Genomic DNA, 16,457 nt, shown 5'->3' on the forward strand with positions numbered 1-16,457 from the left:
CCGGGGTTCGGGTCCGGGTAAACCTGGGCGGTAGTCCGTTCACAGGCGATAGACGCGGGTCGCGGTCCCGGCGAAGACGCTCGCCCGCTCGTCGTCGCTCAGCTCGGCGGTCAGCGCGCGGGCGGTGTCCATGACCCGCCCGTAGGACGCGGCGAGGGTGCACACCGGCCAGTCGGAGCCGAACATCAGGCGGTCGGGCCCGAAGGCCTCCAGTGCGGTGTCGGTGTACGGTCGCAGGTCTGCCGTCGTCCAGGTGGCGGGGTCGGCCTCGGTGACCAGGCCGGAGAGTTTGGCGACGGTGTTCGGGTGCGCGGCGAGTGCGCGCAGGGCGGACGCCCAGGGCTCGTGCTCCCCGGCGGCGATCGGCGGTTTGCCCACGTGGTCGAGGACGAAGGTGAGGTGGGGCAGCCGTGCGGCCGCCTCGGCGCAGGCCGGGAGCTGGTGGGGCAGGACGACCAGGTCGTATGCCAGCCCCGCCGCCGCCACGGCCGTGAGTCCCCGCTGTACGTCCCGCCGCAGCAGCCACTGGGGGTCAGGCTCGCTCTGGACCTGGTGCCGGATGCCCTTCAGGAAGGCGCCGCCGGGGAGTGCGCGCAGCCGGGCCAGTTCGTCGCCGATGTCGGGGCGGGTGAGGTCGGTCCAGCCCACGACGCCGGCGACGAGGTCGTGCCCGGCCGCGAGCGCGAGGAACTCGGGTGTCTCCTCGGCGACGGTGACCGTCTGGACGAGGACCGTGCGGTCCACGCCCGCCGCGCGGGCCTCCGGTTCCAGGTCGGCGAGGCTGAAGTTCCGCCGCAGCGGCTTCAGTTCCGGGCCCCTGATCCAGTCCTGGTCGCGTACGGACAGGTCCCAGACGTGGTGGTGGGCGTCGACGGTCACGGCAGCTCCCAGACGACGGGCAGTCCGGCGTCCGCGCCCGAGCGCGAGTAGTCGTGCACGACGTCGAGCAGCTCGGCCATGCGGGCCTGCCAGGCCACGTTGACCGGGAGCTGTTCCAGTTCGGCGAGCAGGCGGCCGTAGTCCTCGCACTCCAGCACATGGAACAGATCGGTTCCTCCCCCACGCTCGGCTGCGCTCGCGCGGGGGGACCCCCACCGCCAGATGGTCCAGGAGGTGGCGCCGGCGGCCCGGATGGCCTTGGTCAGTTCCCTGGGCACCTCGCGGTGGGCCGCCTCGTAGTCGGCGATCCTGTCGGCGCGGACCTTGGTGTGCAGAGCGACCCTCATGACGGTCCTTCCTCTCGGGGCAGCAGGCCGGACTCCCGCAGCTCCTGCCAGAACCCGGCCGGGACCGCGGATGCGAACTGGTCGGCGCAGTCGTGGACTTCGGCCGCCGAGCGGAGCCCGGCCAGGACTCCGGCGACGGCCGGCGGGGCGGAGGCGAAGGCCAGCGCGGCGGCACGCAGGGTGGTGCCGTGCCGCTCGGCGACCGCCTTCATGCGCAGGGCACGGTCCAGCAACTCCTGCGGCGCGGGGCCGTAGTCGTACGTCGAGGCGGGCGTGGGGTCGGCCAGCAGGCCCGAGTTGAAGACGCCGCCGAGCACGACGGACACCCCGCGCTCGGCGGCCGCCGGCAGCAGGTCGGCTGCGGCGCTCTGGTCGAGCAGGGTGTAGCGGCCCGCGCACAGGACCACGTCCACGTCGGTGTCGCGGACGAACCGGGTGAGCAGGGCGGTCTGGTTCATGCCCGCGCCGATCGCGCCGACGACGCCTTCGGCGCGCAGCTTCTCCAGGGCGGGGTAGGCCTCGCGGAAGGCCGGCTCGGCGTGGTCGTCGGGGTCGTGCAGATAGACCACGTCGACGCGGTCGAGGCCGAGGCGGGCAAGGCTCGCCTCCAGGGTGCGGCGCACGCCGTCGGCGCTGAAGTCCCACACGCGCCGGTGCGTCGCCGGCACGGCGAACCCGTGCGCGAGGTCGTCGCCCGTGCCGTCGGCCGCTTCGAGACGGCGGCCGACCTTGGTGGACACGGTGTAGCGGGCGCGGTCGTAGGCGCGCAGGGCGGCGCCGAGCCGGCGTTCGGACAGGCCGAGGCCGTAGTGCGGGGCGGTGTCGAAGTACCGGATGCCGCGCTGCCAGGCGGCCCGCACCGCCTCGGCCGCCTGCTCGTCGTCCATCGGCGTGTAGAGGTTGCCGAGCGGCGCGGCGCCGAAGCCGAGCGGGCTGATCTCGACGCGGCTGCGGCCGAGCCTGGTCATCGGCCCGCCGGGCGCAGCCTGAGGCCCTGCATGCCGCCGTCGATGGCGAGGGCGGTGCCGGTGGTGGCGCCGGACAGGGGGCCGGCCAGGTAGGCGATGGCGCCCGCGACCTCGGCGGCGGAGACCAGGCGTCCGGTGGGCTGGCGGGCCTCGAGGGCGGCGCGTTCGGCGGCCGGGTCGTCGGCCGCGTCCAGCAGCCGGCCGATCCACGGGGTGTCCACCGTGCCGGGGTTGACGCAGGTGACGCGGATGCCCTCGCGGACGTGGTCGGCGGCCATGGCGAGGGTCAGGGAGTACACGGCGCCCTTGGTGGCGCTGTAGAGGGCGCGTTGCGGGAGGCCGGCGGTGGCGGCGATGGAGCAGGTGTTGACGATCGCGGCGTGCGCCGAGCGGCGCAGGTGCGGGAGGGCGGCGCGGGCGGTGCGGACCATCCCGAGGACGTTGACGTCGAAGACGTGCCGCCACTCGGCGTCGTCGTTGTCCTCGACCGTGCCCTGGGCGCCGATCCCGGCGTTGTTGACGAGGATGTCCAGGCCGCCGAGGTCGTCGGCGGCCCGCTCGACGGCCGTGCGGACCGAGGCGTCGTCGGTGACGTCCGCCCGGTAGGCCAGGAGCGGCTTGTCGACGCCCGTCGTGTCCCGGTCGAGGACGGCGACCCGGGCGCCGCGGGCGGCGAGGAGGTCGGCGGTCGCCCGGCCGATGCCGGACGCGCCCCCGGTGACCAGGGCCTTCAGACCCTCGAAGTCGCTCATGCGGCGTGTCCCTTCTGGGTGTCGGGAGCGGCGGCCCAGCAGGCGCCGCCGGGGAAGGCGTACCGCGCGACCGACTCCGGGCGCAGGGCGGCGGAGAAGCCGGGCGCGGTGGGTGCCCGGTAGTGGCCGTCGCGGACGACGACGGGGGTGACGAAGTGCTCGTGCAGGTGGTCGACGTACTCGATGACCCGGTCCTCGGTGGTGCCGGAGACGGCCAGGTAGTCGAACATCGACAGGTGCTGGACTAGTTCGCACAGACCGACGCCGCCCGCGTGCGGGCAGACGGGGACGCCGAACCTGGCGGCGAGCAGCAGGATGGCGAGGTTCTCGTTGACGCCGGCGACGCGGGCCGCGTCGATCTGGACGATGTCGACGGCGCCGGCCTGGAGCAGCTGCTTGAACATGATCCGGTTGTGCACGTGTTCGCCGGTGGCGACCTTCACCGGGGCCACCGCGCGGCGGATCGCGGCGTGGCCGAGGACGTCGTCGGGGCTGGTGGGCTCCTCGATCCAGTACGGGTCGAAGGCGGCGAGGGCCCTGGTCCAGCGGATCGCCTCGTCCACGTTCCAGCGCTGGTTGGCGTCGACGGCGAGCCGGATGTCCGGTCCGACGACCGCGCGGGCGACCCGGCAGCGCCGGATGTCGTCGTCGAGGTCGGCGCCGACCTTCAGCTTGATCTGCGTGAAGCCGTCGGCGACGGCCTGCGCGGCGAGCCGGCCGAGCTTGTCGTCGTCGTAGCCGAGCCAGCCCGGTGAGGTGGTGTAGGCGGGGTAGCCGCGCTCCAGCAGCCGCGCCCGGCGCTCGGCTGCGCCTTCTCTGCCCCGCCGCAGCAGGCCGAGGGCCTCCTCGGGGGTGAGCGCGTCCGCGATGTACCGGAAGTCGATCTGTCCGACCAGCCACTCGGGTTCGGCGTCGGCGAGCAGCTGCCACAGCGGCTTGCCGGCCCGGCGGGCGGCGAGGTCCCAGACGGCGTTGACGACGGCCCCGACGGCCATGTGCATCACGCCCTTCTCGGGGCCGAGCCAGCGCAGCTGGCTGTCGCCGATCAGGTCGCGGAAGAGCGAGCCGGGGTCGGCGCACAGCCCGGCCACGTCGCGGCCGAGCACATGGTCCCGGAGCGCGTCGATCGCGGCGACCTGGACGTCGTTGCCCCGCCCGATGGTGAAGACGAACCCGTGTCCCTCGTGCCCGTCGCCGGCGTCGGTGCGCAGCACGACGTAGGCCGCGGAGTAGTCGGGGTCCGGGTTCATCGCGTCGGAGCCGTCCAGCTCGCGCGAGGTGGGGAAGCGGATGTCGTGGGTGTCGACCGCGATGACGCGGGCGGGGGCCTGGGACACTGAAGTCCTTTCGGTCACGGGCGGGGTGACGGGGCATCAGTCCTGGGCGCGGCCCGTGGTCACGCGGGCGATGACGAGGGCGACCAGGATGATCCCGCCGTAGATGGCCTGGATCCAGAACGAGGGCACCTGGGCGAGGGTGAGCAGGTTCTGTACGACGCCCAGCAGGAGGACCCCGGTCAGGGCGCCGGACATGGTGCCCTTGCCGCCGTCGAGGCTGATGCCGCCGATCACCGCCGCCGCGAACACGGTGAAGATCATGTTCTGGCCCTGGTTGGCGCTGATCGCGCCGACGTACCCGGTCTGCAGCAGGCCGCCGAGCGAGGCGAGCACGCCCGCGACCACGTACACGCCGAGCATGATCCGGTCCACGCGGACGCCGGCCGCGCGGGCGGCGTCCGCGTTGCCGCCGATCGCGTACAGGGCGCGGCCGGTGCGGTGGTACTTCAGCACGAACCCCGCCATGGCGAAGGCGAGGGCGGCGAGCCACACGGACAGCGGCACGTCGAGGAACGTGGTGGAAGCCAGGGAGTAGAAGCTGTCGGGCATGCCGAACAGGGTCTTGCCCTTGGTGGCGCCGACCAGCAGGCCGCGCAGCACGATGAGCATCGCGAGGGTGACGATGAAGGCGTTGAGCCGGAACTTCACCACGAGGACGCCGTTGAAGGCGCCGACGACCGCGCCGACCACGGGGATCGCGAGCAGCGCGAGCGCGGCCGGGAAGCCGGTGCCCCAGCCCGACTGGCTCGCGGGCAGCACCAGCAGGGCGCCGACGGCGGGCGCGACGCCGACGACGGACTCCAGGGACAGGTCGAACTTGCCGGTGATCAGCACGAGGGATTCGGCGAGCACGACCATGGCGAGGGCGGCGGAGGCGCCGAGGACCGAGATCAGGTTCCGCTCGGTCAGGAAGGAGTCGTTGACCACCGCGCCGAGCACCATCAGCAGCACCAGGGCGGGGACCAGGGCGAGTTCGCGGGCGCGGCGCAGCAGGACGGTCCTGGAGCCACCGGTGCCCTGCCGGTCCCGGGTGGGCATGGCGGCGGCGGGCGCCGCGGCCTTCATCTCAGTCACCCCGGCCCCCGCGGCTCGGCCGGGGGTCCGGGGGCTGCCCCCGGGAGATGCTGTAGCCATGGTCAACTCCTTCGATGGAGGCGATCAGCTCGTGGTCGCGCCAGCCGGCCGGGTGCTCGGCGACGACACGGCCGTGGAACAGGACGAGGACGCGGTCGCAGCGGCGCAGGTCGTCGAGTTCGTCGGAGACGACGAGGACGGCGGTGCCGTCCTTGCGTGCGCTGTCCATGCGGGCGAGCAGCGACTCCTTGGACTTCACGTCGACGCCGGCGGTGGGGTTGATCAGCACCAGCAGGCGGGGGTCGGAAGCGAGAGCGCGGGCCATGACGACCTTCTGCGCGTTGCCGCCGGACAGGTCGGACACCGGCTGGTCGGGGCCCTCGGCGTGGATGTCGAGGCGGTCGATCAGGCCGGCGGCGAAGCGGCGCCGGGCGGCGGGGGCGACGAAGCCGAACCGGCCGAGCCGGTCCAGCACGCTGAGGGTGGCGTTGTCGCCGATGCTCATGCCGGACACCAGCCCCTGCTCGTGCCGGTCTCGCGGGACACAGCCGACGCCGGCCCTGAGGGCGGCCCGTACGTCCCCGAACGGCAGCGGTGCGCCGTCCAGTTCGGCGGTGCCGCCGGTCGGGGTGTGCAGTCCGGCGAAGGACTCGGCCAGCTCGGTCTTGCCGCTGCCGCTGGAGCCGGCGAGTCCGACGACCTCGCCGCGGCGGACGGTGAGGTCGACGTTCTCGTACGCCGGCGAGGTGAGCCCGTGCGCGGCCAGCAGGACGGGGGCGCGCTCGTCGGCCTCCCTGGCGGGTGCGGCCTGTTCGGCGACGGACTCCCCCGCCATGGCCTCCACCAGGGCCGCCTTCGGCAGGCCGGCGACGGGCGCGGTGGTGATCCAGCGGGCGTCGCGCAGCACGGTGACCGTCTGGCAGACCTCGTACACCTCCTGGAGGTGGTGGGAGATGAACAGGAAGGTGACGCCCGAGTCCTGCAAGGACCGCATGCGGGTGAAGAGGCGCTCGATCTCCCGGTTGTCGAGCTGGGCGGTGGGTTCGTCCAGCACGATGAACCGGGCGCCGAGGCTCAGCGCCCGCGCGATTTCCACCATCTGGCGGTCCTCGACCCTGAGGTCGGCGGTGCGTGCCTCCGGGTCGACGCGCACGTCCCAGGTGCCGAGCAGGTCGGCGGCCTCCCGGCGCAGCCGGCGCCAGCTGATCAGGCCGCGGCCGGTCGGCTGACGGTTGAGGAACAGGTTCTCGGCGACGGTCAGTTCCGGGACGACCGTGGGTTTCTGGTAGACGCAGGCGACCTTGCGGCGCCAGGCGTCCCGGTCGGCGAGCGGGGGCGCGGGCTCGCCGTCGAAGCGGACGGTGCCCGCGTCCGGGGCCTGCAGTCCGGTGAGGACGTTCACCAGGGTGGACTTGCCGGCGCCGTTGCGGCCGACCAGGGCGTGGGACTCGCCGGGCAGCACGGTGAGCCGGCCGTCGGCGAGCGCGACGGTGGGGCCGTACCGCTTGACGATGCCCTCTGCTTCAACGAGTGGCGTGCTCATCCGACCGTGTTGCCCCACAGCTTGGGGTCGTCGACGTTGGCCTTGGTGACCAGCGGCGCGGGCAGCTGGTCCTCCAGGATCCCGCTGGGCAGTCTGACGATCACCGAGCCGTGGTCGGTCTTACCGGGCTTGAACGTCTTCCCGGCCATCGCCGCCTTGATGTAGTACAGGCCGTACTTGGCGTAGGCGTCGGCGGGCTGGGAGACGGTGGCGTCGATCTCCCCCTTGCGGATGGCGTCGAACTCCTGCGGGATGCCGTCGTTGGAGACGATGGCGATATGGCCCTTCTGCCCGGCCGGCTTCAGCAGGTGCTTGGACTTCAGGGTCTGCAGGGTGGGCGCCAGGTAGACGCCGCCGGCCTGGAGGTAGATGCCCTTGATGTCGGGGTTGGCGTTCAGGAGCGTGTCCAGCTTGGCGGCGGCGGTGTCGGACTCCCACTTGGCGGGGATCTCCAGCACCTTGAGTGTGGGGTACTTCTTCTTCACGCAGGAGCGGAAGGCCTCGGAGCGGTCGCGGCCGTTGACCGAGGCGAGGTCGCCCATGATCTGGACGACCTTGCCGCTGCCGATGTGCTGCCCGAGGTAGTCGCACGCCTTCTCGCCGTACGCCACGTTGTCGGCGCGCACCACCATGGCGACCTTGCCCTTGTCGGGCGCGACGTCCACGGCGACCACGGGGACGCCCTTGCGCTCGGCCTGGTCGAGCCCGGCCTGGATGGCGGCGCTGTCCAGCGGGGCGACGACCAGTCCCTTGACGCCCTGGGTGAGTTCGTTGTCGATGTCGGTGATCTGCTGCGAGGGGTCGCTGTTGGAGTTGACCGTCTTCAGCACCTGCACGCCCTCGGACTTGGCCATCTTGGGCACGTAGTCGTTGTACGACTGCCAGAACGGCGAGGTCAGCAGCGGCAGGATCACGCCGACCCTGCCGGTGCCGCCGCCGCTCGCGCTCGCGGTGTCCTTGGTGCTGCCGCAGGCGGCGAGCATGAGCGAGGCGCAGGCGGCGAGAGCCGTCGCGCCGGTGATCCGGGACCTGCTGCGCTTCCTGACAGTGCTGGCGGGCATCTCGCGGCTCCTCGTCGAGGGTGTTCGAGCAGACGCCGCATACTTATCAGACCAATAAGCCGCGAGAACACCCTCGTGCACGGGAAATTCACGCGCTGAGGCCGTAGTGGTCCGACCACTGTGGTGGCTAGACTGCGGCGGACCCGGGGGAAGGAGGAGCGGCGTGGACGAGGAAGCCCCGCAGAAGGGGACGGTGACCCAGCGCGCCATCGAGGCGATCAAGGCGATGATCGCCGAGGGCCGGCTGGAGCCGGGCGAGCGGCTGCCCACCGAGCGGGACCTGGCGGCCGGGCTGGGCATCTCCCGCAGCTCGATGCGGGAGGCGATCCGCGCCCTGACGGTGATGGGCGTCCTGGAGGCCCGGCACGGCTCCGGCATCTACGTCACCGCTCTCGAGGCCGGCGACCTGCTGGAGACGTTCGGGGTGGTCGCCGACCTGTCCCGGGGCCCGCGCCTGGTGGAGCTCCTGGAGGTTCGCCGGATCCTGGAGTCGACGGCGACCGCGCTGGCCGCCGCCCGCATCACCGAAGGCCAACTGGCCGCCGTGGAGAAGCACTTGGCGGCGATGAACGCCACCGACGACCCCGAGGAGATCCTCGCCCACGACCTCGCCTTCCACCGTGAGATCGCCGCCGCCGCGGGCAACGAGACCATGGCCGCCATCCTCGAGGGCCTGTCGTCCCGCACCTTCCGCGCCCGCGTCTGGCGCGGCTACCAGGAGGAGGGCGCCTTCGCCCGCACCCGCCGCGAACACGCCGCCATCCACCGGGCGCTGGCCGCCCGGGACCCGGAGGCGGCGCGCGCGGCGGCGGCCGCGCACGTGGGCGAGGTGGAGGAGTGGCTGCGGGCCCAGGTCGGGGGGCGGAGCGGGGGCACGCAGGCCGACGCGTAGGCGACGGCCGCGCCGGGTGGGGACAGGGGCCGGCGGGACCGGGCCCGGCGGGCGGCCGCCGCGCTGTGCGCCGGGCGGGACCGGTCCCGGAATCACCCCCGCGTGCGGCCCCGCCGCCGCGCCCGCCGGCCCGTGGTGCCAGGGCCCGTGCAACGGAACCCGGCATCGCGTGCGGCCGGGGCCATCCGCCTCGCCCCCGGCGGACCGACGCGGGCGGCCCGCCGGTCAGCTCCTGCGCAGGCGCAGCGTCACCAGCTCGAACGGCCGCAGCCGTACGGTGATCCGCTCGCCGTCGCGCACCGGTGGCTCGGTGTCGCCGCCCGGCCGTTCGAGCAGGTCGGTGACGGTGACGTCCGCGACGTCGAAACCGGCCGTGAGGGTGGCGCGGGCCCGGCCGCCGTGGGCCTCGTGGAAGCGGACCACCACGTCCCCGCTGCCGTCGTCGGCGAGCTTCACGGCCGTCAGGACGACGGCGTCGTTGTCGACGGTGACCAGCGGCGCGACCTCGTGGGCGCCGGTGAGGCGCCGCTCCGGCAGGTTGATCCGCCAGCCCTCGCGGACCGCGTCGGCGATCGAGGCGCCCGGGACCAGGGCGTGCCGGAAGCGGTGGACGCCCTGGTCGGTCTCGGGGTCGGGAAAGCGCGGGGCGCGCAGCAGGGAGACGCGGACGGTGGTCGTCGTACCGCGGTCGCCGTCGGTGCGCACGGTGCGGGTCACGTCGTGGCCGTACGTCGAGTCGTTGACGACCGCGACGCCCCAGCCGGGCTCCTGAAGGTGGACGAAGCGGTGGTTGCACGCCTCGAACTTGGCCGCCTCCCAGGAGGTGTTGGTGTGGGTGGGGCGGAAGACGTGCCCGAACTGGGTCTCGGAGGCGTACCGTTCGGCGTGCAGATCGAGCGGGAAGGCCAGCTTCAGGAACTTCTCCGTCTCGTGCCAGTCGACCTCGGTGTCGACGAGCAGCCGCCGCTCGCCGGGCGGCAGCGACAGCACCTGCGTGACCCGGGAGGCGCCGAAGCTCCGCCGGATCCGCACCGAGATCCCGTCCTCCCCGGCGCTCACCTCGTCGGCGTCCGTGAGGTCGGTGACGGTGTTGCGGTAGAAGGAGTCCACGTCCCAGGCGTCCCACATGTTCGGGAAGTCGGGGTGCAGTTGCAGGAGGTTGGCCGCCTTGCCGGGCGCGACGGTCTCGCGGTCGGCGGCGATGTCGTAGGCGGAGACCACCAGGCCCCGGGGGTCGATCCCGATCCGCAGCAGCCCGTTGTCCAGGACGAAACCGCCGCCCTCGCGCGGTGCGAGCCGGGTGTGGCCCGTCCGGGCCGGGACGGCGGCCGCTCCGGCGGCGACTCCGGACCGCTCGTGCGGAGCCGCGTTGAAGACCAGCTCGGCTTCTCCCTCTCCGGCCAGGGCCCGCTGCGCCGCCCCGATGATCTCGTTCAGCTCCCCGGCGATCCGCTCGTACGTCGCCCGCGCCTCCCGGTGCACCCAGGCAATCGAGGAGCCGGGCAGGATGTCGTGGAACTGGTGCAGCAGGACCGTCTTCCAGATCCGGTCCAGCTCCTCGTAGGGGTAGGGGAATCCGGTGCGCACGGCGGCGGTGGCCGCCCACAGCTCGGCCTCGCGCAGCAGGTGCTCGCTGCGCCGGTTGCCCTGCTTGGTCTTCGCCTGGCTGGTGAGGGTGGCGCGGTGCAGTTCGAGGTACAGCTCGCCGGCCCACACCGGCGCCTGGGGATACTCGGCCTCGGCCTTCTCGAAGAAGGCGCGCGGTGTCTCCCAGGTGACGGTGGCCGAGCCCTCCAGGTCGCGCAGCCGGGCCGCCTTGGCGACCATCTCCCGCGTGGTGCCGCCTCCTCCGTCGCCCCAGCCGGTGGGCGCCAGCGAGTGCCGGGCGGCGCCCTTGTCCCGGAAGTTGCGGGCGGCGTGGGCGATCTCGCTGCCCTTCATGGAGCAGTTGTAGGTGTCGACGGGCGGGAAGTGGGTGAAGATCCGGGTGCCGTCGATGCCCTCCCACCAGAAGGTGTGGTGGGGGAACCTGTTCGTCTGCGACCAGGAGATCTTCTGCGTCAGCAGCCACCTGGAGCCGGCCGCCCGGATGATCTGCGGGAGCCCGGCGGCGAAACCGAAGGTGTCGGGCAGCCAGGCCTCCTCGTTGTCGACGCCGAACTCGTCGAGGAAGAACCGCTTGCCGTGCACGAACTGGCGGGCCATCGCCTCCGAACCCGGCATGTTGGTGTCCGACTCCACCCACATCCCGCCGGCCGGCACGAACCGCCCCTCGGCGGCCGCCTTCTTCACCCGCGCCCACACCTCGGGCCGGTGTTCCTTCACCCATGCCCACTGCTGCGCCTGGGACATGGCGAACACGAACTCCGGCTCGTCCTCGATCAGCGCGGTCATGTTGGCGGTCGTACGGGCCACCTTGCGGACCGTCTCGCGCAGCGGCCACAGCCAGGCCGAGTCGATGTGCGCGTGCCCGACGGCGCTGATCCGGTGCGCGGACGGCACGGCGGGCGCCGAGAGCACCCCGGCGAGCCGCTCGCGGGCCCGGCCGGCCGTGCCGTTCACGTCCTGCAGGTCGACGGCGTCGAGCGCACCGTCCACCGCGCGCAGGATCTCCCAGCGGCGCTGGGAGTCGACGGGCAGTTCGGCCATCAGCTCGCCGAGCACCTCCAGGTCGATCACCAGCTGCCACACGGTCTCGTCGAACACGGCGAGGTCCATGCGGGTGAGGGTGTACTGCGGCTCGCTGCCGGCGGTGTCCTTGTCGCCGAGCCGCGTGGGCACGAAGGGGCGGTAGCCGAGGATGACCGGGTTGGAGGCGGCCTCGATGTGCAGGCGCACCTCCTCGCCGCCCGCCACGGGCGCGCCGATGCGCACCCACTGGTTGCGCGGGTTGAGGCCCTTCACCGGGGTGCCGTCGGGCCGGTAGACCAGGCCCTCGCACTGGAAGCCGGGCATGTTCTCGTCGAAGCCGAGGTCGAGCAGGGCCTCGACGGTCTTGCCGGCCCACGCCTCGGGCACGGTCCCCGTCACCCGGAACCAGCTCGTGCCCCAGGGAGCGCCCCAGCGGGCGCCGACCTGGACGGGCTCCGGCTCGGCGGCGAGGCCCTCCTCGACCGGCACGGGCTCGCCGGGCGCGTGCCACACCGCGACCTGGAGCGGCACGGACTCGGGGTACACGGCGGGGCGGATGCGTTCGTCGAGGACTCGCCTGAGGCGGGCTTCCACCAGAGTACGGTCGTCATGCATGCGGGCTGCTCCCTGCGGGTTCCGGGGTGGTGACGGTCGTTACCAGGGGTGGGTGACGGTCACGGGGACCGAGGTGTTGTACAGCTCCCCCACGGCGCGCGGTTCGAACCGCGCGACCGTCTCTCCCCGCTTGCGGTGCCAGAAGGGCAACGGGACCGCGTGATCGTGCGGTCTGGGACGCCGGGTCCGGCGCCGGCGCGCGGGGCCCCTGCTCCACCAGAGAGATGGTTCAGGGCCTCCCCGTCGCGGCTCATGTCCGCTCACTGCCCGGGAACGGCGGGGAGTACCTGGTCGGGAGCGACCAGCTCGGTGACGCCGCGCGCGGCGAGGTGTTCCTTGTCGTCGGCGCGCGTGTCCAGCACGGTTGTGGGACGCGCGCCGTCGGCGACGAGGCGGAAAAAGGCGTCGAAGACGGCTCCGCCGGGCGCGCAGCGGGAGCGGCGGCCCGGGTCGCCGGGTACGACGAGGGCCGTGGTGCGCGGTGCGGGGACGGTGTGCGGACCGCGGGCGGCGCCGGCGAGCACGCGGGCGACGTCCTTGGGCGTGCGGTCGTTGGTCAGCAGGCCCAGCCCGTACTCGAGTTCGGGGAAGTCGGCGAGGTCGCGGGAGACGTCGTAGGAGCACCACCAGGTGACGCCCCACAGGTCCGGGCAGTCCAGGGCGTGGGCGACGGTCGCCTCGGTGAAGGCGGCGGCGTGCTCGGGGGGCACGAGGGGCACGGGCGCGCCGACCTCCTGGAGCCACACCGGCCGGTGCGGCTCCTCGGCCCAGGCCTTGCTCAGCTCCACCAGGTAGGCGGCGTGGTGCTCGGCCGGCACGGAGGCACGGCCGTGGCGCTGGGCGGTGCCGTTGAACACCCAGGAGTGCACGGCGGTGAGGTCGCCGAGGCGGGCGGAGTGGCCGGGGGTGAAGGGCTGGTCGTCCTGGTACCAGGCGGCGTCGTAGGAGGCGTGCAGATGCAGCCGGTCCGGGGCGCCCTCGGCGCAGGCGGCCAGCATCCGCACGAGCCACCGCTCGGCCTGTTCGGGCGTGATCCGGTCGGGGTCGGGGTGGGGGCCGGCGGCGAACTGGTTGACCTCGTTGCCGACGGTCATGCCGATGAAGTTCGGCCGGCCGGCGAGGGCGGCGGCGAGGGTGCGCAGGTAGGCGGCCTGGCCGTCGACGACGTCGGGGTCGGTGAAGAGGTTGCGGCGGTGCCAGGTGCGGGTCCAGGCGGGCAGGAAGTCGAAGCTGCTCAGGTGCCCCTGCAGCCCGTCGACGTTGACGTCGAGTCCGCGTTCGGCGGCGGCGTCGGCGAGGGCCACGAGGTGTTCGACGGCGCGGGGCCGGACCAGGGTGCGGTTGGGCTGGAAGTACGGCCAGAGCGGGAAGACGCGGATGTGGTCGAGGCCGAGCGCGGCGATCGCGTCGAGGTCGGCGCGCACGGTGTCGAGGTCGAAGTCGAGCCAGTGGTGGAACCAGCCGACGCTGGGGGTGTAGTTGACGCCGAAGCGCACGGCAGGGGGCATGGAGTGTCCTTGTGGCGTACGGGTGTTCAGCCCTTGACGGCGCCCTCGCCGACGCCGCGGAAGAAGTATCGCTGGAGGCAGGCGAAGAGGGCGATGAGCCGGTGCCGCGCCTGACGGGCCGGGGAAGCACGGCGGCCGTCCCGGACGACCGCGCCTGACACCAGGCACGTTGAGGGCGCCGAGCCTCTCGCGGGGCGCCGATGGCCGCGACGGCCGTCCGGACGGCTTCCGCACGGGGCGAAGGGATCTGGCAGGTGCCGGCCGGCGCCGGGGAGCACCGGGCGGGAGCGGCCCCTGCAGCCGCTCCCGCCCGGTCTGCGTGCCTGCGCGCAGGCGTTCAGGCCCGCCAGTCGACCTTGAACACCCACACGTACCGGCCCGCCTTCCGTGCGGCCTCCGGTACGTCGATCACCAGCGAGCCGCCCGAGACGGTCCAGGTCAGGGGGCGGTCGTGGCCGAGCATGGTGACCTTGTCCCCGGGCCGCACCGGGACCGGCGCCTCGACGGTCAGCTTGGCGCCCGGCTCGGCCAGCGAGTGGATGTAGAACGCCTCGTCCGGGCGGACCGTGAACCGCAGGTCCTCGCCGAGCTGGGCCATCCGCGACCAGTACGTCGTGTCGTAGACCGCCTCGCCGTTGACCCTGAGCCAGGCGCCCGTCTGGCGCAGCCGGGTCTGCAGGATGTCCGCGATGGTGCCGTCGGCGCGCGGACCGATGTCCAGCAGGAAGTTGCCGTTCTTCGAAACGATGTCGACCAGGCTGCGCACGACCTCCTCGGCCGTCATGTAGGCGGCGTCCGGGGTGGCCTGGTTGTAGCCGTAGCTGAACGGATCGAGCCCCCGGCTGGACTCCCACTTGGCGACGACCGTGTTGGCGTACGTCGTGTACTCGGGCGTGGTGAAGTCGTGGAAGGCGATGCCCGCACGGTTGTTGACGGTCACGTCGATCGGGCGGGCCCGGTTCTTGGCGTGGTTGAAGTACTCGGCGAGGACATGGAGGCTGTCGTTCACGCCGCCGATGTCGCACCAGATGATCTCCGGGTCGTAGCCGTGGATCAGTTCGAGCATCTGCGGGGCCTGGTAGTCGTGCACGTAGTCCTTGCCCGCGGTGTATCCCGTGTACGGGACCGGCTCCAGGGTGTACGGGTTGCGCGGGGCGTGGCCCATCCACGGGTTGTCGGGGTTGAACCACTCCGGCATGGAGAAGTAGAGCCCGCGGTGGAGTTCGGGGGCGTACCGCCGGGAGGCCTCGAACAGCTCCTTGACCAGGTCCCGTCGGGGGCCCATCCGCACGGCGTTGCGGTCGGAGACCTTGGTGTCCCACAGGGCGAAGCCCTCGTGGTGCTTGGAGGTCAGCACGTGGTACTGGGCGCCGGCGTCGCGGAACAGCTCCACCCAGGCGCGCGGGTCGAAGCGCTCGGCGGTGAAGCGCGGGATGAAGTCGTCGTAGGCGAAGTCCTGGCCGTAGGTGGCGCGGTGGTAGGCGTACGTCGGGTTGCCGGGGTCCTGCATCTGGTCCCAGTACCACTCGGCGTACTGCTTGCCGACCGGGGCCCAGGCGGGCACCGAGTAGACGCCCCAGTGGATGAAGATGCCGAACTTGGCGCCCTGGAACCAGTACGGCGCCTGATGTCCGGCGAGGGAGGCCTCGGTGGGCCGGTAGTCGGCCACGCCGAGGGTCAGCCGGCTTGGCGCCGAGGCGGCTTGGGCGCCCCGGCCGCGTACGGTCACCGTGCCGTCCTGCCGGGTGCCGGGGGCGGTGCCCGCGCGGTTGCGGATGCCGATGCGGACGCGGGCCTGTTCGCCGGGGTCGAGGCGGCGGATGCGGGCGGGTTCGACCGTGCGGGCGCCGGGGACGTCGACGCGCACGGACACGTCGTCGCCGGAGAGGATCGGGACCGTGCCCGCGTTGACGACGGTGGCCTCGACGCTCTGGGCGCCGGTGGCCTCCAGCAGGGAGGCGGTGGAGTGGGCGTCGCGCAGGGCCAGGGCCCGTCCCTGCGCGACGGGTTGCAGGGAGAGGGCGAAGACGTGCAGGGACGTCTTGTTCGCGGCGGCGGGGTGGGTGACCGGCAGGGTGACGGCGACGGCCTCGCGCCGGGGGTCGACCCAGACCTCCGATGTCCCGATGCCGACGGTGTGCTCGTCCTTGGTGCCGTCCGGCGTGTAGCGGTACGGCGCCGAGAGCGGACCGCCCGCCGCGTACCAGTCGGCGCCGCCGAGGGCCGCGGTGCTGGTGGAGCCGTCGGCGTAGTGGACGGTGGCCTGGCCGGAGGCGTCGCCGTAGCTCCCTGCGGTGAGGAAGACGGCCGAGAGGTAGTGGCCGCGGGGCAGGTCGATGCGCTGGCCGAGCGCGACGACGTTGTTCCCGGCGCCCGCCGTCGGTGCGGGGAAGTCGAAGGGGACGCCGTCCACCTCGATGCGGCCCGCGGGGAGTTCCTCGCCCGGGAAGGTGTAACCGGAGCCGTCGAAGTCGCCGCCGCGGGCGGAGGCGGTGTCGATGCCGTCGTTGTCGTAGAGGGCGCCGAGCGGGACGGGCACCGGGTCGGGGACGGTGGCCCACGGCGCCTGCCGTCCGGCGGCCTGCGCGGGTGTCGCGGCGGTGAGCGGCAGGGCGGCCACTGCCGTCGCCCCGGCCGCCGCGCCCAGGACCAGCCGTCTGGGATACATGCTCATGAGCGGCTCCCATTAACTCCGATTCATCGGATGTCTGATGATGGTGGCGCCGTAAAGACGCTGTCAACGGGGCTGCAGGCAAACCGAGTTCAGGCATTGATCGGATGACGGGGTGCGACAGGTGAACGGTGTCTCGACGTACTCCATCGGAGCGGGCACAGTTCTCCCTGCGCCGT

The 16,457-nt window shown here is 72.9% G+C and carries 13 protein-coding genes; 1 reads left to right on the forward strand and 12 read right to left on the reverse strand.

Annotated elements, in window-relative coordinates; translation table 11 throughout:
- Window positions 1-39: 39 nt before the first annotated feature.
- The 8 genes from OG956_RS03950 to OG956_RS03985 are packed head-to-tail and all read right to left on the reverse strand — an operon-like array spanning window position 40 to window position 7,961.
- Window positions 40-879 carry an amidohydrolase family protein gene (locus OG956_RS03950; protein WP_330336520.1) on the reverse strand — a complete coding sequence of 280 codons (840 nt, stop codon included), beginning with the start codon at window positions 877-879 and terminating at the stop codon, window positions 40-42.
- Window positions 876-1,226, reverse strand: coding sequence for an L-rhamnose mutarotase (locus OG956_RS03955; protein ID WP_330336521.1), 351 nt, complete (start codon window positions 1,224-1,226; stop codon window positions 876-878). Before OG956_RS03955 ends, OG956_RS03950 begins: the two co-directional genes overlap by 4 nt.
- The gene (locus OG956_RS03960; RefSeq protein ID WP_330336522.1) at window positions 1,223-2,194 is read right to left on the reverse strand and encodes an aldo/keto reductase; all 972 of its coding nucleotides are present in this window, start codon (window positions 2,192-2,194) and stop codon (window positions 1,223-1,225) included. The genes OG956_RS03955 and OG956_RS03960 overlap by 4 nt, the downstream gene beginning before the upstream one ends.
- Window positions 2,191-2,946 carry an SDR family NAD(P)-dependent oxidoreductase gene (locus OG956_RS03965; protein WP_330336523.1) on the reverse strand — a complete coding sequence of 252 codons (756 nt, stop codon included), beginning with the start codon at window positions 2,944-2,946 and terminating at the stop codon, window positions 2,191-2,193. The genes OG956_RS03960 and OG956_RS03965 overlap by 4 nt, the downstream gene beginning before the upstream one ends.
- A complete protein-coding gene (locus tag OG956_RS03970) occupies window positions 2,943-4,283 on the reverse strand; it encodes an L-fuconate dehydratase (RefSeq protein ID WP_330336524.1) in 1,341 nt (446 codons plus the stop codon). Before OG956_RS03970 ends, OG956_RS03965 begins: the two co-directional genes overlap by 4 nt.
- A 36-nt stretch (window positions 4,284-4,319) precedes the next feature.
- Window positions 4,320-5,321: an ABC transporter permease gene (locus tag OG956_RS03975; protein WP_330342730.1), complete on the reverse strand. Its 1,002-nt coding sequence runs from the start codon at window positions 5,319-5,321 to the stop codon at window positions 4,320-4,322.
- A gap of 28 nt (window positions 5,322-5,349) precedes the next feature.
- A complete protein-coding gene (locus OG956_RS03980) occupies window positions 5,350-6,900 on the reverse strand; it encodes a sugar ABC transporter ATP-binding protein (RefSeq protein WP_330336525.1) in 1,551 nt (516 codons plus the stop codon).
- Window positions 6,897-7,961, reverse strand: a complete 1,065-nt coding sequence (locus OG956_RS03985) for a sugar ABC transporter substrate-binding protein (protein WP_330336526.1) — start codon at window positions 7,959-7,961, stop codon at window positions 6,897-6,899. Before OG956_RS03985 ends, OG956_RS03980 begins: the two co-directional genes overlap by 4 nt.
- A 163-nt stretch (window positions 7,962-8,124) precedes the next feature.
- Here OG956_RS03985 and OG956_RS03990 point away from each other — a divergent pair, with 163 nt between their 5' ends.
- The gene (locus OG956_RS03990) at window positions 8,125-8,853 is read left to right on the forward strand and encodes a FadR/GntR family transcriptional regulator (protein ID WP_330336527.1); all 729 of its coding nucleotides are present in this window, start codon (window positions 8,125-8,127) and stop codon (window positions 8,851-8,853) included.
- Between the two features lie 225 nt (window positions 8,854-9,078).
- Here OG956_RS03990 and OG956_RS03995 read toward each other — a convergent pair whose 3' ends face one another.
- The 4 genes from OG956_RS03995 to OG956_RS04010 all read right to left on the reverse strand — a co-directional run bounded on the left by OG956_RS03995 (window position 9,079) and on the right by OG956_RS04010 (window position 16,281).
- On the reverse strand, window positions 9,079-12,099 hold the full coding sequence (locus OG956_RS03995) for an alpha-mannosidase (RefSeq protein ID WP_330336528.1): 3,021 nt from the start codon (window positions 12,097-12,099) through the stop codon (window positions 9,079-9,081).
- 260 nt (window positions 12,100-12,359) lie between these two features.
- The gene (locus OG956_RS04000) at window positions 12,360-13,607 is read right to left on the reverse strand and encodes a glycoside hydrolase 5 family protein (RefSeq protein ID WP_330336529.1); all 1,248 of its coding nucleotides are present in this window, start codon (window positions 13,605-13,607) and stop codon (window positions 12,360-12,362) included.
- Between the two features lie 26 nt (window positions 13,608-13,633).
- A complete protein-coding gene (locus OG956_RS04005) occupies window positions 13,634-13,768 on the reverse strand; it encodes a hypothetical protein (protein ID WP_330336530.1) in 135 nt (44 codons plus the stop codon).
- Window positions 13,769-13,944: 176 nt separating this feature from the next.
- The gene (locus tag OG956_RS04010; RefSeq protein ID WP_330336531.1) at window positions 13,945-16,281 is read right to left on the reverse strand and encodes an alpha-L-fucosidase; all 2,337 of its coding nucleotides are present in this window, start codon (window positions 16,279-16,281) and stop codon (window positions 13,945-13,947) included.
- Window positions 16,282-16,457 lie beyond the last annotated feature (176 nt).

Source organism: Streptomyces sp. NBC_00557 (genome assembly GCF_036345995.1).
Classification (GTDB): Bacteria; Actinomycetota; Actinomycetes; order Streptomycetales; family Streptomycetaceae; genus Streptomyces.

Coding starts and splice junctions, on each gene's coding strand:
- OG956_RS03955 (WP_330336521.1), bottom strand. CDS start 1,226: ATGAGGGTCGCTCTGCACACCAAGGTCCGCGCCGACAGGATCGCCGAC.
- OG956_RS03960 (WP_330336522.1), bottom strand. CDS start 2,194: ATGACCAGGCTCGGCCGCAGCCGCGTCGAGATCAGCCCGCTCGGCTTC.
- OG956_RS03965 (WP_330336523.1), bottom strand. CDS start 2,946: ATGAGCGACTTCGAGGGTCTGAAGGCCCTGGTCACCGGGGGCGCGTCC.
- OG956_RS03975 (WP_330342730.1), bottom strand. CDS start 5,321: ATGCCCACCCGGGACCGGCAGGGCACCGGTGGCTCCAGGACCGTCCTG.
- OG956_RS03980 (WP_330336525.1), bottom strand. CDS start 6,900: ATGAGCACGCCACTCGTTGAAGCAGAGGGCATCGTCAAGCGGTACGGC.
- OG956_RS03985 (WP_330336526.1), bottom strand. CDS start 7,961: ATGCCCGCCAGCACTGTCAGGAAGCGCAGCAGGTCCCGGATCACCGGC.
- OG956_RS03995 (WP_330336528.1), bottom strand. CDS start 12,099: ATGCATGACGACCGTACTCTGGTGGAAGCCCGCCTCAGGCGAGTCCTC.
- OG956_RS04000 (WP_330336529.1), bottom strand. CDS start 13,607: ATGCCCCCTGCCGTGCGCTTCGGCGTCAACTACACCCCCAGCGTCGGC.
- OG956_RS04010 (WP_330336531.1), bottom strand. CDS start 16,281: ATGAGCATGTATCCCAGACGGCTGGTCCTGGGCGCGGCGGCCGGGGCG.